The organism is Pinirhizobacter sp. (assembly GCF_036499745.1).
GTDB lineage: Bacteria > Pseudomonadota > Gammaproteobacteria > Xanthomonadales > Rhodanobacteraceae > Pinirhizobacter.
Genome location: NZ_DASYDG010000001.1, coordinates 51,975 through 73,642, shown reverse-complemented (window position 1 = coordinate 73,642; position 21,668 = coordinate 51,975). Strand labels below are relative to the sequence as shown.

At 61.7% G+C, this 21,668-nt stretch carries 18 protein-coding genes; 12 read left to right on the top strand and 6 right to left on the bottom strand.

The window, feature by feature from the left end; genetic code table 11:
- The first annotated feature begins 34 nt into the window (after positions 1 to 34).
- The 4 genes from VGM61_RS00295 (at position 35) to VGM61_RS00280 (ending at position 3,088) form a co-directional block, all read left to right on the top strand.
- Positions 35 to 688 (top strand): glutathione S-transferase family protein, encoded by a 654-nt coding sequence (locus VGM61_RS00295; RefSeq protein ID WP_331520691.1) that lies wholly within the window; start codon positions 35 to 37, stop codon positions 686 to 688.
- Between the two features lie 259 nt (positions 689 to 947).
- Positions 948 to 1,826 carry a phytanoyl-CoA dioxygenase family protein gene (locus tag VGM61_RS00290; RefSeq protein WP_331520690.1) on the top strand — a complete coding sequence of 293 codons (879 nt, stop codon included), beginning with the start codon at positions 948 to 950 and terminating at the stop codon, positions 1,824 to 1,826.
- Between the two features lie 85 nt (positions 1,827 to 1,911).
- Positions 1,912 to 2,385: a DUF417 family protein gene (locus VGM61_RS00285; protein WP_331520689.1), complete on the top strand. Its 474-nt coding sequence runs from the start codon at positions 1,912 to 1,914 to the stop codon at positions 2,383 to 2,385.
- 91 nt (positions 2,386 to 2,476) lie between these two features.
- Positions 2,477 to 3,088, top strand: a complete 612-nt coding sequence (locus tag VGM61_RS00280; RefSeq protein ID WP_331520688.1) for a hypothetical protein — start codon at positions 2,477 to 2,479, stop codon at positions 3,086 to 3,088.
- A 45-nt stretch (positions 3,089 to 3,133) separates the two neighbouring features.
- Here VGM61_RS00280 and VGM61_RS00275 read toward each other — a convergent pair whose 3' ends face one another.
- The 4 genes from VGM61_RS00275 to VGM61_RS00260 all read right to left on the bottom strand — a co-directional run bounded on the left by VGM61_RS00275 (position 3,134) and on the right by VGM61_RS00260 (position 10,032).
- Entirely contained in the window at positions 3,134 to 5,167 is a 2,034-nt protein-coding gene (locus tag VGM61_RS00275) for a M13 family metallopeptidase (protein ID WP_331520687.1), read from the bottom strand.
- Positions 5,168 to 5,195: 28 nt separating this feature from the next.
- On the bottom strand, positions 5,196 to 5,579 hold the full coding sequence (locus VGM61_RS00270) for a response regulator (protein ID WP_331520686.1): 384 nt from the start codon (positions 5,577 to 5,579) through the stop codon (positions 5,196 to 5,198).
- Positions 5,576 to 8,668 (bottom strand): CheR family methyltransferase, encoded by a 3,093-nt coding sequence (locus VGM61_RS00265; protein ID WP_331520685.1) that lies wholly within the window; start codon positions 8,666 to 8,668, stop codon positions 5,576 to 5,578. Before VGM61_RS00265 ends, VGM61_RS00270 begins: the two co-directional genes overlap by 4 nt.
- A 287-nt stretch (positions 8,669 to 8,955) precedes the next feature.
- The gene (locus VGM61_RS00260) at positions 8,956 to 10,032 is read right to left on the bottom strand and encodes a LacI family DNA-binding transcriptional regulator (protein ID WP_331520684.1); all 1,077 of its coding nucleotides are present in this window, start codon (positions 10,030 to 10,032) and stop codon (positions 8,956 to 8,958) included.
- A gap of 343 nt (positions 10,033 to 10,375) precedes the next feature.
- Here VGM61_RS00260 and VGM61_RS00255 point away from each other — a divergent pair, with 343 nt between their 5' ends.
- From VGM61_RS00255 to VGM61_RS00220, 8 genes are read left to right on the top strand one after another with little or no spacing between them, the layout of a single operon-like run.
- Positions 10,376 to 11,572, top strand: a complete 1,197-nt coding sequence (locus VGM61_RS00255; protein ID WP_331520683.1) for a Gfo/Idh/MocA family oxidoreductase — start codon at positions 10,376 to 10,378, stop codon at positions 11,570 to 11,572.
- Entirely contained in the window at positions 11,569 to 12,786 is a 1,218-nt protein-coding gene (locus VGM61_RS00250) for a nucleoside permease (RefSeq protein WP_331520682.1), read from the top strand. The genes VGM61_RS00255 and VGM61_RS00250 overlap by 4 nt, the downstream gene beginning before the upstream one ends.
- A gap of 43 nt (positions 12,787 to 12,829) precedes the next feature.
- Complete coding sequence (locus VGM61_RS00245) at positions 12,830 to 13,708, top strand: sugar phosphate isomerase/epimerase (protein WP_331520681.1); 879 nt, start codon at positions 12,830 to 12,832, stop codon at positions 13,706 to 13,708.
- Between the two features lie 19 nt (positions 13,709 to 13,727).
- Positions 13,728 to 15,419: a GMC family oxidoreductase gene (locus VGM61_RS00240; RefSeq protein ID WP_331520680.1), complete on the top strand. Its 1,692-nt coding sequence runs from the start codon at positions 13,728 to 13,730 to the stop codon at positions 15,417 to 15,419.
- A 9-nt stretch (positions 15,420 to 15,428) separates the two neighbouring features.
- The gene (locus VGM61_RS00235) at positions 15,429 to 16,019 is read left to right on the top strand and encodes a gluconate 2-dehydrogenase subunit 3 family protein (RefSeq protein ID WP_331520679.1); all 591 of its coding nucleotides are present in this window, start codon (positions 15,429 to 15,431) and stop codon (positions 16,017 to 16,019) included.
- A gap of 29 nt (positions 16,020 to 16,048) precedes the next feature.
- Positions 16,049 to 17,104 (top strand): sugar phosphate isomerase/epimerase, encoded by a 1,056-nt coding sequence (locus VGM61_RS00230; RefSeq protein ID WP_331520678.1) that lies wholly within the window; start codon positions 16,049 to 16,051, stop codon positions 17,102 to 17,104.
- 2 nt (positions 17,105 to 17,106) lie between these two features.
- On the top strand, positions 17,107 to 18,012 hold the full coding sequence (locus tag VGM61_RS00225; RefSeq protein WP_331520677.1) for a hydroxypyruvate isomerase family protein: 906 nt from the start codon (positions 17,107 to 17,109) through the stop codon (positions 18,010 to 18,012).
- 20 nt (positions 18,013 to 18,032) lie between these two features.
- A complete protein-coding gene (locus tag VGM61_RS00220; RefSeq protein ID WP_331520676.1) occupies positions 18,033 to 18,809 on the top strand; it encodes a DUF1080 domain-containing protein in 777 nt (258 codons plus the stop codon).
- Between the two features lie 21 nt (positions 18,810 to 18,830).
- On the opposite strand, the gene VGM61_RS00215 is transcribed toward VGM61_RS00220, so the two are convergent.
- Together VGM61_RS00215 and VGM61_RS00210 are read right to left on the bottom strand one after the other, a co-directional pair.
- Positions 18,831 to 20,705, bottom strand: a complete 1,875-nt coding sequence (locus VGM61_RS00215) for a M3 family metallopeptidase (protein WP_331520675.1) — start codon at positions 20,703 to 20,705, stop codon at positions 18,831 to 18,833.
- 52 nt (positions 20,706 to 20,757) lie between these two features.
- A complete protein-coding gene (locus tag VGM61_RS00210) occupies positions 20,758 to 21,519 on the bottom strand; it encodes an AraC family transcriptional regulator (RefSeq protein WP_331520674.1) in 762 nt (253 codons plus the stop codon).
- Between the last annotated feature and the right edge of the window lie 149 nt (positions 21,520 to 21,668).

Here is a 21,668-nt window from a genome sequence, read left to right as displayed (position 1 = left end):
GACCGCTGTGGCGTCCACGAACGAGGAACTGAAGATGACGATCACGATCACCGCCTTTGAGCGGTCGCCCGACGGCGGCAAGGGCTTGGCGCGGGATACGCGCGTGCGCTGGGCGCTTGAGGAAGCAGGCCAGGCGTACACCGTTCTGCCCGTGTCCTTCCAGGCCATGAAGGAGCCTGAGCACCTGGCCCGTCACCCGTTCGGCCAGATCCCCACGTACGAGGAGGGCGATCTCGCCATCTTCGAGTCGGGCGCGATCATCTTCCACATCGCCCAGCGATATCCGGGCCTGCTGCCGGACGACGCCAATGCCCGCGCCCGGGCGGTCACCTGGATGTTCTCCGCGCTCAGTACCGTGGAGCCGCCCATCCTTGATCTGGCGATCGCGAAGTTCCAGGAAGGCGACAAGCCCTGGAGCAAGGACCGCCTGCCCCTGGTCCAGGACCGCATTCGCGAACGGCTGGGCAAGCTATCGGACCGCCTGGGCGATGCCGAGTGGCTCGACGGCGACTTCAGCGCGGGAGATCTGGTGATGGTGTCGGTGCTGCTACGCCTGAAGCCGTCGGGCATGCTGGCAGAATTCCCGATCCTGGCAGCTTATGTGACCCGGGCCGAAGCGCGGCCGGCCTACCAGCGCGCCTTTGCCGATCAGCTTGCCTTCAACACGGCCAGCAAACCGGCTGGGTGACGCGCTCATGCTCTGTGGCGCCACGGAGCGATCCTTTGGCGGGCGCCCCAGGTGGGCTCCGGTCCGGCTGTACCCAAGCGGTTCTCGACGCCGAGCGAGCCAGGGTGCTCCCGCTCGTGATTAACTGAGGCGTTGGCGCAGGGGGAGAATCATCATCGACACGACGACCAGCCTTGGTATCGGGGAATTGCATACTTACTGGGCTTGCCATTGCGCACCAGGGTCTGCCGCACCGCTACCGCAGGATATCGAGAAGACGTTGCTGGCTGGATTGCGGATTAACGTGCTGGAAACCTTGCGCTATCTGCACCACCAACAGCCAAGTTACACGCAATTCGAAGCCTGGATATGGGAGCGCAACGACGGCGAACTGAAAGAAGGTTCGCTTGATCGCCTGCGGCGTGCACTGGCAGGCGGGGCTGTCGGCGCCGAGGTCGGCAATCTCGACGGCGTCGAAGGCCTCAGCGAGGACGACCTTGTCCACTGGGATGAGCATGGCTACGTCATCCTGCGTAACGCGATCACCCCGGAAGCAGCGGAACTCGCGGAAACGGCTATCTACGATTTTCTAGGAATGGACCGCAACGACCCGGAGTCCTGGTATCGCCAATCGCTGGGCCATTCCATCTGGGTGCCGCTACTGCGGCATCGGGCGCTGGCAGCCAATCGTCGCGCACCACGTATTCATAAGGCCCATGCCCAACTTTGGGGACGCGAAGATCTTTGGGTAACCATCGACCAGGGCGGGTTCAATCCGCCGGAGCGAAAGGACTGGCCGTTTCCCGGCCCGCACTTGCACTGGGACGCCACGCTTGCCGAACCACACTGTCTTGAACTTCAGGGCATCGTGTATCTTGCCGACGTTGACGAGGACCAGGGGGCATTCAGCTGCGTGCCGGGCTTTCATCGCACGCTGACGCAGTGGTTGAAAAGCGTCCCTGAGGGTGTGAATGTGCAGGATCATGCGCGGCGCACCCTGACGATGAAGCCGATTGCCGCAAAGCGCGGCGACATGGTCATCTGGCACCACCTGCTGCCGCATGGCAGCAGTCCGAACCGCGCACAACGACCACGCGTCGTCCAATACATGTCGCTGCGGCCCACGAGATTTTCCTATACAAGGGAATGGAAGTCTTGATTGGCGGACTCGTGCACTAATGCGCCCGACGAATGAGCAAGTCCCCAATACAATCATGTAACTTAGCATTCGCGGAGAAAGGGTCATGCAGATTCGATTTCAGGTTGCAGAACGAGGGCACGGTCCATATCGCCACCTCGCTGCCTTGCGCTGGATCATGTGTTTTATTTTTGTCTGGTTCGCGATTCAGAAATTCTCCGCGTATGCGGCGGAATCGATCCAGCCCTTGATCGCGAACAGTCCATTCATGAGCTGGCTGGGCATGTTCGGCGTACGTGGTGAGGCCCGGGTACTCGGCTCGATAGAACTTACGACGGCGACGTTCCTTGCCCTCGGAGCCCGGTTTCCGCTGTTTTCAGCGCTCGGCGCGGCGATAGCCTCCGGCACCTTCGTGCTCACGACCTCTTTCATCCTGACGACGCCTGGTATCACCCAGTGGAGCGCGACAGGCTTCCCCATTGTGTCAACGCTCGTCGAGCAGTTCCTGATCAAGGACATTGCCCTGCTGGGTGTGTGCGTCGTCCTGCTGGTGAGCTCGATCCGGTCGATCGAGCCTTGACCGTGTACGCAAAGAGAACCCAGATATTCCCTTGCCAGTGATTACGGGGCCAGGTTCATTTCCCGGTCACCCTCAAAAAAGGACTTCTTAGATGGCTTCATTTACGACCAAGTCGCTTCTCGCTATGTCTCTGCTGGTAAATGGCTTAGTGGTGGTATTGTTTCTAACGGGGTTTACGTCGTCAAGGTCATCGGCATTCGATGAGATCACAGTCCACCGCATCAACGTGGTGGAACCAGACGGTACATTGCGCATGGTCATTTCAAACAAGAAAGATCTACCCGGCGTGATCGTGAAAGGCAAAGAACAGCCGCCACAGGATCGGCCACAGGCCGGCATGCTTTTCTACAACGATGAGGGCTCGGAGAATGGCGGTCTGATTTTTGGTGGCCGCAAAGACAGCACTGGAAACGTAATCGACTCCGGCGGGAGCCTGTCTTTCGACAAGTACGGGGCCAACCAGATCGTTCAAATCGCGGGTGTCGACGATAAGACCGATCAGTTCGCTGGCATGGCGATCAGGGACGACAACAAGCGCGTTTGGGTGGGTCGCACGGGAGATGGAGACGCCATGCTGTCGCTGATGGATGGGAATGGTCGAAAGCGCATCGTCCTGAAAGTCACGTCAGCCGGTCAATCGAGCCTGGAGTTTTTAGATGCCACCGGCCATGTGGTCAAGCACGTCAATCCTGAGAATATTTAAGCGTCAGATGGCGGTGAGGTCTGCCAGAGCCGGTGACCCGAAAGTTTAGCGGTCTGGCGGTGTTGATATCACCAGATCCTGACGCGCCTGTCCGGTGAAAGGTATAGCGCCTGGTCCGGCGTTACGTCGAACGCCTTGTACCAGATGTCGAGATTCCGGGAATTCCACACCCGCTGCGCCGCAGGCGCGTGAGGATTGGTCAACAGTCGTTGGCGCAGATCGGCATCCCGGTAGTTCAGGCGCCAGATCTGCGCCCAACCCAGGAAGAAGCGCTGCTCGCCAGTAAAGCCGTCCAATGTGGGAGCGGGTTTTCCGTGCAATGAGATTTGCCACGCATCGTAGGCGATGGCCAGCCCGCCCAGATCGGCGATGTTCTCCCCGAGGGTCAGGGCGCCGTTGACGTGGAGGCCAGGCAGCGGCTGGTATGCATCGTACTGGCGTACGAGGGCCTTCGTTTCGTGCCTCGAATCCGGATAGGTCCGATGGCGTCCACCAGGTCGTCAGGCGCCCGCGCTCGTCGTACTTCGAGCCTTGGTCGTCGAATTGATGGGTGATCTCGTGCGCGATGGATGCGCCGATCCCGCCGTAGTTGATAGCTGGATCGGCATTCGGATCGTAGAAGGGAGGCTGCAGTATCGCCGCGGGGATGACAATTTCCACGGCAGAGAAGTTGGCGAAGGCATCGACCGTCATGGGTGTCACCCGCCATTCGTCGCGGTCGAAGGGCTGGCCGAGCTTCTTCATCTCATGATCGAACGCGAAGACGCGCGCCCGGCGCTGGTCGCCGAATGCATCGTCCTCGCGCATGTCGAGGCCGGCGTAGTCGTGCCATCGGTCGGGGTAGCCGAGCTTGGGGTGGAACGCAGCCAGCTTGGCGCGTGCACGGAGCCTGGTTTGCGGAGTCATCCAATCGAGCGCCTGGATGCGCAGGTCCAGGGCGGCGAGCAGGTTGCGAACGAGCGCCTCGGCCGCCGCTTTATGGCCTTCGGGAAAATAACGCGCCACATAGGCCTTGCCGACCTCGTCGGGCACCGCATCGACGGCGAAGGCCACCGCGCGTTTCCAACGCGGCTCGGGCTGTTCAGAGCCGCTCAAAAGCCGACCGTGGAATTCGAAACGCTCCTGGACGAACTCGCGCGGCAGCACGTCGCCGTAGGCATCCAATACGGCCACGCGCAGGGCATCCTTCAGAACGGGGAGTGGCGTGGCGCCGACCACGCGGGCGATCCCGGCGATGGCGCTGGGCTGAGTTACCACCAGGTCGCCCGTCCGGGCCCCTATCCCGTCGAGGAACGCGCCTATGTCGAGGCCCGACGCAAGGGCATCAAGCTGCGCGCGCGTACGTCGGTTATAGGTTTTGCCGGCATCGCGACTGTCCACGCGGTTCCAACTGACCTTCGCGATACCGGTTTCCATGAGCAGCAGTGCATCGGCGCGCCGCGTAGTTTCTTCACGGGCAATGCCTGAAAGGACCAACAAGCGCGCCATGTGGTCGCGATAGGCGGTCCGTGTCTGGACCATCGATGCATCCGGCCGCAGGTAATAGTCCCGATCGGGCAAGCCAAGGCCAGCCTGGCTGAGCTTCAATACATAGGCATCGGGGTCGCGGTCATCCTGGCTGACGGCGACCTCGAACGGCACGGCGACACCTTCGCGTGCGGCCTGCGCGGCGACGCGGGCGTAGTCTGCGCGCGTCGCGACCGCTTCAATACGATCCAGCCAGGTGCGAGCCGGTGTCAGGCCCCTGGTGTCGAGGGCCGTTTCGTCAAGGAACGCGGCATAGGCGGCGCCGGCCTTGCTATGGGTGTCCTTCCTTGCCAGGTCCAAGATGCCCTGGACCCGCTCGCGGTTGAGATCATCCAGGCGCGTGAACATCCCGAAGTTCGACTTATCCGCAGGGATCGGCGTGGAGCGTGCCCACACGCCATTGGCGTAGCGGTAGAAGTCGGACCCAGGTGGGGTCGTGCGATCCATGCCTGCGATGTCGAAACCGAACGGGCCTATCTCGGGCAGCTTGTGCGCCTGGGCATGAACCGAATTTGCCGCGCAGAGCCAAAGTAGCGTAGCGAGGAGGGCCACGGGAGTTTTCTTCATACCCGGATACGAGCTAGCCACTCGATGGATGGTTTTCAGCTAGCAACTCATCAACGGTGGCGAAAAGCTCATGCATTCGAAAGGGCTTTTCCAGGAACCGATAACACTGATACCGCGTCGGCAGCTGCGCGGCGGCATAACCAGACAATACGCAGACCGGGATCTTCATCGCGTCGAGCACGGGTAAAATGTCTTCAGTGGTCTCGCGGGCGAGGCGAAAGTCAATGATGGCCATATGTGGGTGTGCCGCTTCGAGGAAGGACAGCGCGCGGGCCACGGTGGGTGCCGGGCCAAGTACCTCGCATCCATGTTGATTGAGTGCTTCGGCGACAGTGGTGGCTATGAGCCACTCGTCCTCAACCAACAGTATCAATGGCGCCGTCGCCCCGGCAGTCACGGAGGATTGCCTGCAAAGCTGAACCTGATGGTCACTTCCAGACCTTCCGGTTTAAACGCTCTGTCGCACCGGGCATCCAGTTCATAGGCGATCTGATGATCCATCAGCGCGCTACCGAAGCCGCGATGCGCCGGTTCAGCGACGAGAGGACCGCCCGATTCGATCCAATCGATGGTGACATCGCGGTCGCCGTCAACGCGCCAGCGAACCAACACATTGCCGCGCTCGTTGGAAAGGCCACCATATTTGAGGGCATTGACGGTAAGTTCATGGAATACCATCCCCATGGCCAGCGAATACTTCGGGTCAAGTTCGATGATCGGGCCATCGAATTCGAACCGATTTGTGCCGGTAACGGCGCCCAGTTCTTCGCGCAAGAGATCACTCAACGACATATTTGACCAGTTCGCCTCGGTCAATAACTTGTAGGTGCGCGCCATGGCATGCAAGCGATCGAGGAATTGCTCCAAGCCTTGGGTCGTGGAGACACCGCGCAGCGTTTGTGAGGCGATGGCGGTGACGACGGCCAACATATTGCGAACCCTGTGATTGAGCTCACCGATCATGACTCGATGCCGGGCATCGGCTTCGGTGAGCGCGGTCACGTCCACGAACGTCATGACCACTCCGGCCAAGTCACCTGTGCTCGCCGAGTAGGGCAGAAGACAAGTCAGGTAGTGCTTCCGGCCGTCGCGCCGAGTCGTCGACAACTGCACGGTTTTGCGCTGGACCAAGGTCGAATTCAGTTCTCGCTCAAGATCAAAATCAACCAGTTGATGCGCCAGGTCGGTAATCAACCGGCCACGATCGGATGGAATGAGGGTGAAGATATCCGTCGCGGCCTGCGTGTAACTACGGATGGCGAGCTTGCTGTCGAGGAAAATCGTTGCAATGCCCGTGCTCTCGATCAATCCCTGCAAATCGGCATTGGCCAGATCCAGGGCCTCGACATGCCGACCCATCTCGGCATTGACCGTCTGGAGTTCCTCGTTGACCGACTGAAGTTCCTCTTTGGAGGTTTCGAGCTCTTCGTTCGAGGATTGCAGTTCCTCGTTCATCGACATGAGTTCTTCGTTGGCTACACGAAGTTCCTCGATGGCCGTCTCGAATTCTTCGTACGTGGTCTGTAACTGATCACGGGTATCACGCAGTTCGCGCTCAAGGTCATCGAACGACAGGGCGACACCGGAATGCTGGTGATCGCTCGTCAAGGCGGCCGGACCCTGATCAATGAAAAGCACCAGATACAGCGGCGTCGGGCCACCGTCGAAGGGCTCGACCACCAGGTGCACCTTTCTTAAGCCATCATCGCGAGGGACGATGATCTCGGGAAGGGTGACCCGAGCATGGTTGCTTATGGCTTCATGGAGCGATCGGCGCAGACTCAGGCGCAACTCTTTCCGCGCATTACTGAGCAGGTGGCGGCTCGGCGCACCCGGGGAGAACTCCAGATACCTTCCGGTGCCGGCGGAGTAAAACACCGCCTCTCCCTGCGCGTTTATAAGAACATACGCAGGCATATAGGCCTGAAGCACGCGAGCTTCAATCTGCTTGCGAAGCGAGGTCGAGGATGCTCCGGACAATTCGGTGGCGAAACGGTGGGCCGTATGGCGGTTGCTCGCGGTCATCAAGGGCAACGGTAACACCCCGGTGACGGCGTCAAGCCGACGAAACACACGGTGCTTTTTGCTGATGGGCGAGAACAACTGGCTATGGCGCGTGGCGCCTTCAGCCACGCCGACGAAAAGAAAGCCGTCCGGTCGCAGGGCGTAATGCAGAATGGGCAGGATACGGTCCTGGAACTCCTGCCCAAGATAGATGAGCAGGTTGCGACAAGAAACCAGGTCGATGCGTGAGAACGGGGGGTCGCGCAACACATTGTGCGCGGAAAACGTGCAAACGTCGCGAAGGCGTTTGTGCACCACGTAGTGATCCTGGTCGCGTATGAAATACTTCTCGCGCAACGCCAACGGTACGCCATCAAGCAGCACTTCCGGATAGCGGGCCTTGCGGGCAATGCCCAGGGCGCTTTCGTCGATGTCGGTAGCAAATACACGAATGGTCGGGCCCGGTCGGCCAAGCGCATCGGCGCACTCCAGCAGGAGCATCCCGATTGAAAATGCTTCCTCGCCGGTAGCGCATCCAGGTACCCAGACGCGTAGCTCGTCTGTGTTCTTCTTGTTGTGGAAGATTTCCGGGATCACCTCTTTCGCCAGAAGATCGAACGATTCAACGTCACGGAAAAAACTGGTAACGCTGATCAGAAGGTCACGGAACAGAAGGGTGACCTCCGATGGGGTCTTGCGAAGACAAGCTACATAAGCCTCAAGCGTGGAGAGCTGGAGCACGGACATCCGGCGCTCCACCCGGCGAACGAACGTGCTCTGCTTATAACCCGAGAAGTCATGCCCCACCTGGACCTCGAGCAACGCACAGATCTCCTTGCACAACCTGTCGTTGTTTTCGTTGGCCGTCTTGGGCGATGCCTTCTGGTGCATGGATGAAACGATGCCCACCAGGCGTTGCGCAATTTTCTCGACAGGCAGATGCAGGTCGATGACGCCCGCCGCTAGCGCGCTTTCGGGCATTTCTGGAAAAAGCGGGGCCGATCCGTCTTCACCCTGCGCGAAAGTGATTCCGCCGCGCTCCTTGATGGCCTTGAGGCCCAGGGCACCGTCCGCGCCGGTCCCTGAGAGAACCACGCCGATGGCAAAATCGTTATAGTCCTGGGCCAGCGAATTAAACAGGCGGTCGATGGTGGTCGGCGATCGCTCGGTTTTGGGCGCGACAGTTACGACCAGTCGCCCATCAGCCACCGTCATAACGCTGCCCGGTTCGATCACATGAACGCGCCCAGGCGCCACGGTCATACCGTCTTCGGCATGTACGACGGGCATCGATGTCTTGCGCGCCAGGATCTCGACCAACCGGCTTGGGCGGGCCTTCTGCATGTGAAGGACGACAAGATAGCCGGCATCGACTATGCCCTTGTCTGATGCAAAAAATGCCTGCAGTGCTTCAACTCCCCCAGCTGAGGCGCCGATGCCGATCACTACAGTTGCGGAAGGCTTGGCCGGGGTGTGTGACATTGTGCCTTTCTGCGCCTCGGTGGACCGGCCGGTAAGGCCGAAGTGTACATGTGGCCATGCTAGCTTGAGGTGATATTCGACAGGCGGCCGCCGATAGGCGCCGTGCCTACCTGGATGACCGTGAGAGTGGCTTGACCGTGCACAAGCTCTGATCGACCGTATCGGCATGCCGAAGTGATAAACACCGGGGGGAAAAGGATGAGCGCCATGACCCTCGCCAGCCGACGGATGATTTGACCATGGCGACTTTTAGCCGCCGGGGCATGAAGCACACACGCATCTAGCCACTAGCGCCCAGTCGCACGCGGCGCCGTCGACCCTCGTACCACCAGGTCAGCCGACAGCACACGCTTGCGCGGTGGCACCTGGGGATCGTTGAGCAGCTCGAGCATCATGGTCATCGCTTCCCGCCCCAGTGCATTCTTTGGCTGGGCAACGGTGGTAAGCGATGGCGAGGTGTAGCGCGCGAAGCGGATGTCGTCGAAGCCGACGACGGAGATATCCTCCGGCACGCGCAGGCCGTGCGAGATCAACGCGCGCATCGCACCGATCGCCATTTCGTCGTTCGAACAGAACACTGCGCTGAAGCAGTGCCCCTGCGACAGGAGCAACTCGATGGCGCGCTCGCCGGCTTCGATCGAAAAGTCACCGATGGTGGTAAGCAGGGGGTTGGCTGGAAGCTTTGCCCGCTGCAGGGCCAGGCGATAGCCCTGCTCGCGGTCGACGCATATCGGGCTCGACGGCGGGCCGGCGATGAAGGCGATGTCCCGGTGCCCCAGCGTGACGAGATAGTCGACCGCGGCGCCTGCGGCGGTGACGTTGTCGATATAGACGCTGGAAATATCGCTGTCCTTGACGTACTCGCATGCATTGATCACGGGCAGGCGGCCATCGATGGGAATGGCCGGTACACGAGGGGACATGGTGATGATGCCGTCGGCCTGGCGCGCCGCGACCATGTCGGCGTAGGCCTGCTCGCGTACCAGGCTACTTTGCGTCTCGCCCAATAGCACGGAGTAACCATTCTCGTGCGCGACCTGCTCGATGCCCCGGATCACCTCGGAGAAAAACGGGTTGGCGATGTCGGGGAGCAGGGCGATGATCAGGCGCGTGCGCGCTGTGCGCAGGTTGCGCGCCAGTGCATTGGGCGTATAGCCCAACCGTTTAACCACCTCGTGGATGCGCAGGCGTGTCGCTTCGCTGACGATCTCCGGTCGCTGCAAGGCGCGTGAAACGGTTGCAACTGAAACCTTGGCGATGGCGGCGATTTCCTTGACAGTCCGCACGCGCGTAGGCTGCGCCGCAGCATTCGCATGCACGCCCTTCGCGCCCTGCCGCTTGCGCTTGGATCCGTCCGCACTCACGAGTTCCCGCCCCTCTTTTTCGCCGTTGAGCCCCGGACGATACCAGCCGGCAGCGCCCGGGGATGGATGTCCGAGATGGTCAGCCTGACCGATATTTGTGCAGTGCAATGTAATGGATTACATGAAATCGTTGCATCGACGTCTTCACATCTGCTACATACATTGCCACATTTAAAGCGTTGGGCGGCAAGGGGTCCAGCACATTGGGCCTAAACGCCACCCAAGCGAAACAGCCAATGCCAGTATTGATGCGGATGTAATCGAATACATTCTGGCGCCAGCAATAGATCGGAGGGGAAATGGCACGCCAGTCCATAGCGACCAGCGCCAGGGCAGTCACCCGATGAAGAAACTCGGCATGGGGCTGGTCGGCCCCGGCTTTATCGCCGCTCATCATCTGGATGCCGTACGTCGCCTGGGTAACGTCGACATCGTCGGCATTGCAGGCTCCAGCGCCGAATCGGCGAAAAAGCGGGCGCGTGAACTGAACGCCGGCCGGGCCTATGCGAACTACCAGGAGCTGCTGGCCGACCCCGCCGTGCAGGTGGTTCACAACACCACGCCCAATTACCTGCACAGGGAGGTCTCGCTGGCAGCATTGCGCGCCGGCAAGCATGTGATCTCCGACAAGCCGCTTGCCAGCAACACGCAGGAAGCGCGTGAACTGTACGAAGCGGCGCGCAAGGCCCATGTCGCGCACGTCGTCACCTTCAATTATCGCGGCTATCCGCTTGTCCAGCAGGCGCGCGCGATGATCGCCAAGGGCAAGGTGGGTCCAGCGGTGTTCGTGCATGGTTGCTACCTGCAGGATTGGCTGACCGACGAGCGCGCTTATTCATGGCGCCTGGATCCCAAGCTGGGCGGCGCCAGTTCCGCGCTGGGCGATATCGGCTCGCACTGGTGCGACCTGGCCGAGCACGTGACCGGCGCGCGCATTACCTCGGTACTGGCGGACCTGCAAACGGTCGTGCCGGTGCGCGAAGCGCCGGCGGCCTCGCCAAAAGCTTTCGCCGGCGCGTCCAAATCGGCAGCACGGCGCAAAATCAAGATCACCAGCGAAGACCTCGCCAGCGTGCTGCTGCGTTTCGACAACGGTGCTCGCGGCTGCGTCACCGTGGGCCAGGTACTCCCCGGTCACAAGAACGACCTTCGCCTGGAGGTAAGCGGGCGCCTGGCCTCGCTGGCCTGGCGGCAGGAGCAGCCCAACGAACTATGGATCGGCCACCAGGCGCAGGCAAACACGCTGCTGACGCGCGATCCGGCGCTGCTCGATCCCGCCGCGCGCGGCTATGCACACCTGCCGGCCGGCCATCCGGAGGCCTGGGCGGATGCCTTCCGCAACCTGATGGCTGACGCCTATGCCTGGATTGGGCGCGGCGGCACGCCGGAAACAAAACCCGCGGCGCTACCTACTTTCGCCGACGGCTACCGCAATAGCCTGCTGGTCGACGCGATGCTCAAAAGCCATGCCGCCGGTGGGGTATGGCAGCACGTCGAAGACCCTCTCGAACCACGACGTACAAAGGGGAAACGGGGATGAAGTGGCGCCTTAGGGTAATGATGCTGTTCGAGTTCGCGATCTGGGGCGCGTGGTACGTCACGGTCGGCACCTGGCTCGGCCAGACGCTGCATTTCAGCGGCAAGGAAATCGGTGCCATCGCCGGCACCACGGCCGTCGGCGCGATCATCTCGCCTCTCTTTGTCGGGCTGCTTGCCGACCGGCTGTTCGATACGCGCCGTGTGCTCGCCCTACTGCATATCGTAGGCGCCGTGCTGCTGGTGGTTGCCGCCCAACAAAGCTCGTTCCCGGCACTCTACGCGGCCCTCCTGGCCTACAGCTTGAGCTACATGCCCACGCTGGCGCTGACCACCTCGCTTGCCATGCGGCATATCAATAATCCGCAGGAAGAATTTGGCGCGATCCGCGTGTTCGGCACCATCGGCTGGATCGTGGTGGGCTTGATCGTCGGCGCCTGGGGCGTGGAAGCCACCGCGTCGCCCTTGCACCTGGCCGCTGGACTGTCGGTCGCAATGGCGGGGTATTGCTTCACCTTGCCCCCGACGCCGCCCCTGGCGAACACCGAGCGTTTCAAGCTGCGTCACGCGCTTCCGCTGGAGTCCCTGCATCTGCTGCGCGACCGATCGATGGCGGTGTTCGCGCTTGCCTCGTTCCTGATCTGCATCCCACTGCAGTTCTATTACGCCTTCACCAACCTGTTCCTCAACGAAATCGGCGTGGTGAACGCCGCCGGCAAGATGACCGGCGGGCAGATGTCGGAACTTTTCTGCATGCTGCTTATTCCCTGGTTCTTCCGGCGCCTGGGCGTGAAGTACATGCTCGCCATGGGCATGCTGGCCTGGGTGGTTCGCTATGGCATGTTTGCCTTCGGTGGCACGGGCGATCTGATGTGGATGCTCTGGCTCGGCATCATCCTGCATGGCATCTGCTTCGACTTCTTCTTTGTCGTGGGCCAGATCTATATCGATCGCGAGGCCCCGTCCGCCCTGCGCGCGGCAACGCAGGGGCTGATCACCTTCCTGACCTACGGCCTGGGCATGTTCGTCGGTTCGTGGCTGTCCGGGGTGGTGGTCGACACTTATGTGCACACCAACGCCCAGGGCGTTGCGGTACACGACTGGCACGCCATCTGGACCATCGCCGGGGGCTGCGCCGCCGTCGTCCTGGTGTTGTTCGTATTGCTGTTCAAGGATCGCAAGGCGACGGTGGGCAGTCCCGTCCCCACCGCCATCTGATTCGACCCCCTCACCCCCACCTGGCTCTCCGGGAGAACCGTTCATGATGAATCGCAGGCAGTTCCTGGCTCGTTCGGCACTATTTGGTTCGGCGGCGTGGCTCACTCTTGGCTCGCCGGGCAAGCTCCTTGCCGCCGCGGCGCAGGGCAAGGCGCTTGGCATCCAGCTCTACATGGTGCTGGACGCCTACCAGCACGACCCCATCGGCACGCTCAAGACGCTCAAGGCGATCGGCTATACGGAAATCGAAGCCATCGTCACCAGCACGGCCAAGACCCTGCGCGACCAGTTGAACGAAACAGGTCTGCGCTCGCCCAGCATGCACTTTGACAGCCTCGGCTTCGAGCCGGGTATTGACGCCGCCCACGTGCTTGGCGCGCAGTTCATCGTCAGCAGCATGCTGCCGTCCATCATGCAGAAAGAAGGCAAAGGCGCGCAGCCGACCTACTCGCTCGACGAAGCCAAGCGCACCGCGGAGTACGCCAACCGTCTTGGCGAAAAGGCGAAGAAAGCGGGGCTGCAATACGCCTACCACAATCACCATCTTGAATTTACCGACGTGGGTGGCGGGCTGACGTTCTACGACGTGCTGTTGAAGGAAACCGACCACAAGCTTGTGCAGTTCGAGCTCGATTGCGGCTGGGTCCACGCAGGCGGCAAGAATCCCGCGGACTACTTCAAGGCAAATCCCGGTCGCATCCCGCTGATGCATGCCAAGGATTTCCTGCCCGGCGCCAGCGACAAGAACAATTTCCCGGGGGCGGAACTCGGCCGCGGCACACTCGATTACAAACCGATCATGGCGGCGGCGGACACCTCGGGACTGAAGCATTGCTTCGTCGAGCAGGAAGGCCCCTACGCCCGCATGAGCCAGCTCGACGCCGCGCGCGTCGATTTCGCCTACCTGCGCCCGCTGCGCTGAACTATTCGAAGGCAAACGCATGGAAAAGAACACATTTGATGCCATCGTCGTCGGCACCGGCGTCAGTGGCGGCTGGGCCGCCAAGGAACTCACCGAGAAGGGGCTCAAGACCCTGGTGCTCGACCGCGGTCCCATGGTCAAGCATGGCGACTACCCGACCGCCTTGAAGGCGCCATGGGAACTGCCGTACGCCGACGAGCCCACGCAGGAAGACATCGCCCGTCATCCGAAAAGCACGCGTCCGTCGTTCTACGGCATCACGCAGTCCACCAAACACTGGTTTGTCGACGACATCGACAACCCCTATGAAGAGACCAAGCCGTTCGACTGGTTCCGTGGCTACCACGTCGGCGGACGTTCGCTGATGTGGGGCCGGCAAAGCTATCGCTTCAGCCAGATGGACTTCGAGGCGAACGGCAAGGACGGCGTGGGTGTGGACTGGCCCATCCGCTACGAAGACATTGCTCCCTGGTACGACTATGTCGAGCATTTCATCGGCGTCAGCGGAGCGACCGACCACCTGGCGCAACTGCCGGACGGTCAGTTCCTCAAACCCATGGCGCTGAACTGTGTGGAAAAGGATTTCCAGGGCAAGCTGGACGACAAGTTCAAGCGCAAGCTGATCATAGGCCGCACCGCCAATCTTTCCGAGCCGCTCAAGCACAACTTAAGTCCACAGCGTGGGCAGTGCCAGTATCGAAACCTGTGCATGCGCGGCTGTCCTTTCGGCGCCTATTTCAGCAGCAACTCATCGACGCTTCCCTCCGCCGAGAAAACCGGCAACATGACGATCGTCACCAATGCCATCGTCTACGAGGTGATCTACGACAACGTGAAGGGCAAGGCGACCGGTGTACGTGTACTGGACGCGGAGACCGGTCATCAGACGGAGTACTTCGCGCGTGTGATCTTCCTGAACGCGTCTACTTTCGGTACCACGCATATCCTGCTCAATTCCATCTCCAGCCGCTTTCCCAATGGCTTCGGTAACGATAGCGGGGAAGTGGGTCACAACATCATGGATCACATCTTCGGCAACGGTGCGGGGGCGCTGGTGGAAGGCCATGAAGACCGCTACTACTCCGGGCGTCGGCCCAATGGCTTCTACATCCCGCGTTACCGCAACGTGGGTGCCGACAAGCGAGGTTACCTGCGCGGCTTCGGCTACCAGGGCGGCGCAAGCCGTAGCGACTGGACGCGCCTGGTCGACCAGCCAGTACTGGGCGACGACCTCAAGCGTGCCGCGGAGAAGCCCGGTCCGTGGGAAGTGTCGATGATGGGTTTTGGTGAAATGCTCCCCAATCACAAGAACATGGTCACCCTTGATCGCCGGATCAAGGATAAGTACGGCATGCCCATACTCAATTTCGATGTCGCGCACCGCGAGAACGAACACGTGATGACCAAGGAGATGGTGGACGACGCACTGGAGATGTTTACCGCCGCCGGTTACAAGAATGTGCGTTCCTTCACGATGAAGGCCAATCCCGGCGCAGGCATACACGAAATGGGCACTGCTCGCATGGGCCGCGATCCGAAAACCTCGGTGCTCAACGCCTGGAACCAGATGCATGCCTGCAAGAACGTCTACATCACCGACGGCTCGGCCATGGCCTCGTCCGCCTGCCAGAACCCGTCCCTGACTTACATGGCGCTGACCGCACGCGCGGCCAGCCATGCCGTGGAAGAACTCAAGCGCGGCAACATCTGAGGATCCGCCATGAACCGTCGTGAATGGTTGAAAAGCATGTCCACGCTTGCCGTGGGCGTTCTCGCAGCGCCCTCGCTGGTTGCGGTGTTCGATGCCCATGCCGCTTCGCAGAAGCCGGGTGCGGCACCCCGGTTCTTCAATCCAGCGCAAACCAGCCTGATCGGCGCGGTGGCCGACATCATGATCCCGCATACCGATACCCCGGGCGCGCTCGACGCCGGTGTGCCGGCGTTTATTGATTCGATGTTCAAGGACGCTTATACCAAGGGCGATCAGCAGCGGTACCTCACCGCGATGGCCGCGTTCGACCAGGCCGGTGGCAAGCCGTTCCTGCAACTTGACGAGGCCAAGCGAAAGGCGCTGGTGACAAAACTCCACACCAAGGCGTTGGGCGAATCGTCGACTGCCAAGCTGTCACCTGAGGAGGACTTCGTGCTGATGACCAAGAAGCTGGCCATGCTGGGCTTCTTCATGTCCGAGCCTGGTTGCACGCAGGTGCTGCAGTACGTCGCCATTCCTGGCGGCTATAAGGCCGATATACCGTTGTCCCAGGCGGGCAACGGCAAAGCGTGGGCTGTCGAAACGCAGCTCAAGATCTGACCCATGAACCGGATGCGGAGCGAATGCGCATGAAAACACTCAAGGGTCCGGGGATCTTCCTTGCCCAGTACGCAGGCGATGCGGCGCCCTTCAATACGCTGCCAGATATCGCCCGATGGGCGGCATCGCTCGGTTTTGTCGGCGTGCAGATTCCCACTAACGATCATCGCCTGTTCGACCTGGAGCAGGCGGCGGCTAGCAAGACGTATTGCGATGACATCGCCGGCATGCTGGCCGAACACGGGCTGGCTGTGACCGAATTGTCCACGCATCTGCAGGGGCAACTGGTGGCCTCGCATCCTGCCTACGACCGCTTGTTTGACGGTTTCGCGCCGGAGGCATTACGTGGCCACACGCAGCAACGCCAGGCCTGGGCAGTGGAACAGCTCAAGCTTGCAGCTACGGCAAGCAAGCATTTCGGCCTGACCGCGCACGCGACCTTTTCCGGCGCGCTGGCCTGGCATCTGTTCTACCCGTGGCCGCAACGCCCCGCCGGGCTGATCGAAGAAGCCTTCGCGGAACTGGCTAAACGCTGGCTGCCCATTCTGGATGCGTTCGACGAGGCCGGGGTCGATGTCTGCTATGAACTTCACCCTGGCGAGGATCTGCACGATGGCGCTACCTTCGAGCGCTTCCTCGACGCCGTGGGTCACCACCCGCGCGCCAATATTCTCTACGACCCGAGCCACATGGTGCTGCAGCAGATGGACTATCTGCAGTTCATCGACTTCTACCACGATCGGATCCGCGCGTTCCATGTGAAGGACGCCGAGTTCCGTCCCAATGGACGCGCTGGTGTCTACGGCGGCTACCAGAGCTGGATCGATCGCCCCGGCCGCTTCCGCTCGCTGGGCGATGGGCAAATCGATTTCCGTGCGATCTTTAGCAAGTTCGCACAGTACAGCTACCCAGGCTGGGCCGTGCTCGAGTGGGAGTGTTGCATCAAGGATGCGCAACAGGGCGCAAAAGAAGGCGCGGTGTTTATCCGCGACCACATCATCAAGGTCACCGAGCGCGCGTTCGACGATTTCGCTTCGAGCGGAAGCGACCGCGGGGTTAATCGCAACATCCTGGGACTCGAATAACCATGTCCACGAATTCCCCTGGTATCAGTCGCCGTGCCGCGATAGGTCGCTTCGCCGCGGCGGCGGCGGCCTTTGGCTCCATGCCGATGATCGCGTCCGCGGCTGCCACCGTCGGCAAGAAAGCACCTGGAACGGCATCACCCGGGCGCCTGAAGCAATCGCTGAGCCGTTGGACCACCAAGGCGCCACTCCCGGAACTGTGCAAACGCCTTAAGTCCCTGGGCTTTGCCGGTGTCGATCTGCTGTATGCGGACGAATGGGCGACGGTCACCGACAGCGGCCTGGCCGTATCGATGGGTTATCCCGCCCGGCGGGATGACTTCATCACGATGGGCTTCAATGACCCGGCCAATCACGCCACCTTGCTGAAGGAACTGGAAACAACCATCCCGCTTGCCAAGCGCGCCGGCTTGACCAACATGATCACCATGTTCGGCAACCGCAAGCCGGGCATCGACGAGCGCCAGGCCATCGACAACTGCATCACAGGCCTATCCAAGATCGCACCCCTGGCGGCCGAGAACGGCATTACCGTGTGCGTGGAGCTGCTCAACAGCAAGGTCGACCACCACGGTTACCAGGGCGACAGCACCGGGTTCGGCGTGGCGGTGATGAAGGGCGTCAACTCGCCCAACGTCAAGCTGCTCTACGACATCTATCACATGCAGATCATGGAGGGTGACGTGATCCGCACCATCCGCGACAACATCCAGTGGATCGGGCATTTTCATACCGGTGGCGTGCCGGGTCGCCATGAGATTGACGGCACCCAGGAACTCAACTATCACGCTATCGCCAAGGCGATCGCGGATCTGAATTTCCAGGGCTTCATTGCGCACGAATTCATGCCATCGGCCGCCGATCCGTTCGAGTCATTTGCCGAGGCGTTCAAGATATGCACGGTATGAACTTCCATCAAGGGGCGTCCATGAAAAAGCCAAGCGCGATTGTCCTTACCCTTTTTGTCCTCGCCGCCACCGGGGCATCGTCCGTATGGGCACAGACCGATCCCAAGGCGACCGAGCAGTGGGAGCCGGTGCCCAAGGTGGTGACGCCGGGCAAGCAGGATAGCGCGCCGCCATCGGACGCCGTCGTGCTGTTCAATGGCCGGGATATCGCCCAATGGGAATCGTCCAAAGACCATTCTCCCGCGCACTGGAAAGTGCACGACGGTGTGATGACGGTCGACAAGGGCACGGGCAACATCCAGACCAAACAGAAGTTCAGGAACTACCAGTTACATCTGGAATGGCAGGTGCCCAAGGACATCACCGGCGAAGGCCAGGGGCGCGGCAATAGCGGTTTGTTCGTTGCATCGACGGGCCCGGGGGATGAGGGCTACGAAATTCAGATCATGGATTCGTGGAAGAACGCAACCTACGTCAACGGACAGGCGGCCAGCATCTACAAACAGACACCTCCCCTGGTCAATGCGATGCGGATGCCGGGGGAATGGCAAGCCTATGATGTCATCTGGACAGCGCCGGTTTTCGCCGCCGACGGCACGCTGAAATCACCGGCCTACGTGACGCTGCTCCATAACGGCGTGCTGGTGCAGAACCACACCCAGCTCGCCGGCGAGACCTTCTACATCGGCAAGCCGAAGTACAACCCATACACCGAAGCGCCCATCAAGCTCCAGGCGCACGGCGACCACTCGCAGCCCATCAGTTTTCGGAATATCTGGGTGCGGCCGCTGGATTGAACGAACGGCAATACGGGGCCATTACTTCTCTGCCGGAGTAGTGCCCCGTTTCATCGGATCCTTGTCCAGTTGCCGGTACAACACTTGTAGCGCCGCTGTCTTGCGCCGCACAACACCCGTGGCGTCACCGACCAGTTCATCCGGCGCCAGGTCGCGGCCGAAGAAGTGGTGCAGCAGGGTTTTCGGCGAGGCGTCGAAGCCTTCGGCCATCAGCGCGGCGTAGCGCTTGCGAAAATCGGCCGGATCGTGGATCACCATGTCGAACATTTTCGTGGCCCACAAGCCGGCGTACAGGTAGTTGGCCAGGTACAACGGATCTTCGAACATCAGGCGCTTGCCGATCCAGGCATGGGCCAGCTCAGGGTCGATGGATGGCCAGATCTCGAAGCGGCGTGTCGTCTCCAAAGTAAGCTTGTCCAGGTCGCTTGCGCCATGGATCCTGCCGGCGACGACCCCGTCGTAGATGCCCTCTTCCAGCTGCGCTTCCTCCGCCGAGGTAAATATCTCGAAGGTCATCTCGTCGAGCTGGGCTTGCAGGTAGTGTGCCTTGGCAGCCGGGCTGTCCGCATGCCGGTAGAGGTATTCATAGAACAGCATCTCGTTGAGGATAGCCACGCCCTCCTGCATCCAGTTCGGCCCGTGGTTGTAGAAGGGCGACACACCGTGCTCATTCATCAGCTGGCTGTGCAGGGCGTGGCCACCTTCGTGGGCCACCACGCTGGCCTGCTTCAGGGTGGGCTTCCATTGCCCCAGGAACAGGCCGGCGGGAACACCCGGTGCTGAGATGGAGAAGGCATCGTTCACGCGGTTGCCCGGGGTGCTGGTCAGGTCCGTGCGCCGGTTGGCCGGATCGAGCAGCTCGCGGAAGTGCTTCGTGTAGTCCCGGCCCAGGGGTGCGAGCGCGAGTGGGATCACCCGGCGCAGTTCGGCGTAGTCGAATACCGGCGGCGTGAATCCCGCCAATGGCACGCCCAGGTCCCAACTGTGCACGGCTTCCAGCGCGAGCTGCCGCCCGATATGCGCGGCGCGCAGGCGCTGGTAGTCCATCAGCGCCGGCGCCTGGGCCTGGACGGCCCTGGCCGTGGCATCGACGTCGGCACGGTCGAACAGGCGCGCGAAATAGGTGGCTTCGGGTGCATCCGCGAAATGCTGCAATCTGGCCGTGTGATCGTTAGCGCCAACGATCCCGACCAGGGTCGAAGCATAGGTTTCGCCCTGGACGGCCAGCGCCTGCTGGCGCTGCAGCCAGGCGCGCTGGCGCACGGTGCGGTCGGGGTCCGCGGCCAGTGCATCGGCGTCCTTGCTGGCGTCGAGCTCGCCGTGGCTGGTCTGTACCTTGCCGTAGGCCGTGGCCCGGCGCGTCTTCTGGTAGATGTTCCAGAATGCCGTGCTGGCCTGGTCGGACAGCTCATCCATGACCTTCTGCTCGCCCTCGGGCAGCTCGTGAGGAAGGTGGCGCGTGGCGCGCTCGAACAACCAGCGGTAATAGCCCAGTGCAGGCAACGCCGCGACGTCACTATCGAAGCCGTCCTTGCCGAGTTTGCGCAGGGTCTGCTGGGCGCGCGTTACCAGGGTGTCGCGTTCGGCGTCGATATCCGAGCTGGCATGGTCGGCCGCCTGGTCGTCGATGTTCCGTGCCGTCTGCAGGTGCAGCCACGCGCCGTGGCGCTGGGCGCGCGTCAGCAGGGCCTCGCCACGGTGCAGGTAGTCGAGCAGGGCCGAAGGCGAGGGCGTATCGAGCACTGGGAACGCAGCGATGTCGGTGGCCAACTGGGACCGGTCGGCCGCCTCCTGGACCGGGCTGGCAAAGTAGGCGGCGTCATCGATGTGATGGTCGTCGGCGAACACCACGGGGCTGGCGAAAGCCAGCAGGCAAACCAGGGGAAGTGCTTTCATTGCCGCACCCTACCAAGGGGGCGCATGCCATGCTTTACGCGGATTAGCGCGGCTAACGCATGGTTTCCCGCCAGGCCGAAGGTGTGGTGGCATACACGGCGCGGAACGAGCGCGAAAACTGCGTGGCACCGGCGAAACCACAGTCCAGGGCGATCTCCAGCAGAGGCCGGCGCGTGGTGCGCAGCAAGTGGGCGGCGCGCTCAACACGCAGCCGCCGGACGTAATCGCCGACCGTGCAGTGATGGAAACTGCGGAAGCTTCGAGCCAGGTGCACTGGGTGGCGGTCGGCGAGTTCCGCCAGGGTTTCCAGGGTGATGCCCGCCGCGGGATCCTCGTGCAGGCTTGCGCGCACGCGGCGCAGCCAGCCCGGCTCGGCATGGGCAAGCTCGGCCAGTCCGCGCCCGGTTTCGGCCAGGATGTCCAGCGCGAGCGCCTGGGCGGACATCGGGACGAAGGCGTCGCCGACAGCCAGGGCATCGACGATGGCCCGCCCCATGGCCTGGAGCCGGCGCGACCGGCGCAGCAACGGACGTCCATCCATCCGCGTGCGGTGTTCGGACAGGATCGCGGCCAGGGCCTCATCGACGGCAAAGATCACCTTGCGGGCGCCCACCTTGCCGAAACGCTGGGCATGCGCGGCATGGGCGGGGCAGTACAACAGATCGCCCGGCGCGTGCTCGTTGCGCATGCCCAGGACGGTTTCCTCGTAGGCGCCGTCCACCACCAGGCAAAACCACGCTTCATCATGCCGATGCTCGGCCATCTGGCCGTTGGGCTGGTACCGGGAAACATGCAGATCGACGATCGAGTCCATGCCACGCTCCCCACCACGATGCGCCTGACTATGGCGCTGCGGGGTGCTGGCTGGCAAGGCTCCGGCGTTCTGGATTGCCACCCGGCGCTACGCGAAATCCACCTGCCCTGGTACCTCAGGAAAATTTACGGCGCCGGACCTCGCCGCAC

Coding starts and splice junctions, on each gene's coding strand:
- VGM61_RS00295 (WP_331520691.1), top strand. CDS start 35: ATGACGATCACGATCACCGCCTTTGAGCGGTCGCCCGACGGCGGCAAG.
- VGM61_RS00265 (WP_331520685.1), bottom strand. CDS start 8,668: ATGTCACACACCCCGGCCAAGCCTTCCGCAACTGTAGTGATCGGCATC.
- VGM61_RS00245 (WP_331520681.1), top strand. CDS start 12,830: ATGATGAATCGCAGGCAGTTCCTGGCTCGTTCGGCACTATTTGGTTCG.
- VGM61_RS00225 (WP_331520677.1), top strand. CDS start 17,107: ATGTCCACGAATTCCCCTGGTATCAGTCGCCGTGCCGCGATAGGTCGC.
- VGM61_RS00240 (WP_331520680.1), top strand. CDS start 13,728: ATGGAAAAGAACACATTTGATGCCATCGTCGTCGGCACCGGCGTCAGT.
- VGM61_RS00235 (WP_331520679.1), top strand. CDS start 15,429: ATGAACCGTCGTGAATGGTTGAAAAGCATGTCCACGCTTGCCGTGGGC.
- VGM61_RS00250 (WP_331520682.1), top strand. CDS start 11,569: ATGAAGTGGCGCCTTAGGGTAATGATGCTGTTCGAGTTCGCGATCTGG.
- VGM61_RS00210 (WP_331520674.1), bottom strand. CDS start 21,519: ATGGACTCGATCGTCGATCTGCATGTTTCCCGGTACCAGCCCAACGGC.
- VGM61_RS00255 (WP_331520683.1), top strand. CDS start 10,376: ATGAAGAAACTCGGCATGGGGCTGGTCGGCCCCGGCTTTATCGCCGCT.
- VGM61_RS00220 (WP_331520676.1), top strand. CDS start 18,033: ATGAAAAAGCCAAGCGCGATTGTCCTTACCCTTTTTGTCCTCGCCGCC.
- VGM61_RS00215 (WP_331520675.1), bottom strand. CDS start 20,705: ATGAAAGCACTTCCCCTGGTTTGCCTGCTGGCTTTCGCCAGCCCCGTG.
- VGM61_RS00285 (WP_331520689.1), top strand. CDS start 1,912: ATGCAGATTCGATTTCAGGTTGCAGAACGAGGGCACGGTCCATATCGC.
- VGM61_RS00230 (WP_331520678.1), top strand. CDS start 16,049: ATGAAAACACTCAAGGGTCCGGGGATCTTCCTTGCCCAGTACGCAGGC.
- VGM61_RS00280 (WP_331520688.1), top strand. CDS start 2,477: ATGGCTTCATTTACGACCAAGTCGCTTCTCGCTATGTCTCTGCTGGTA.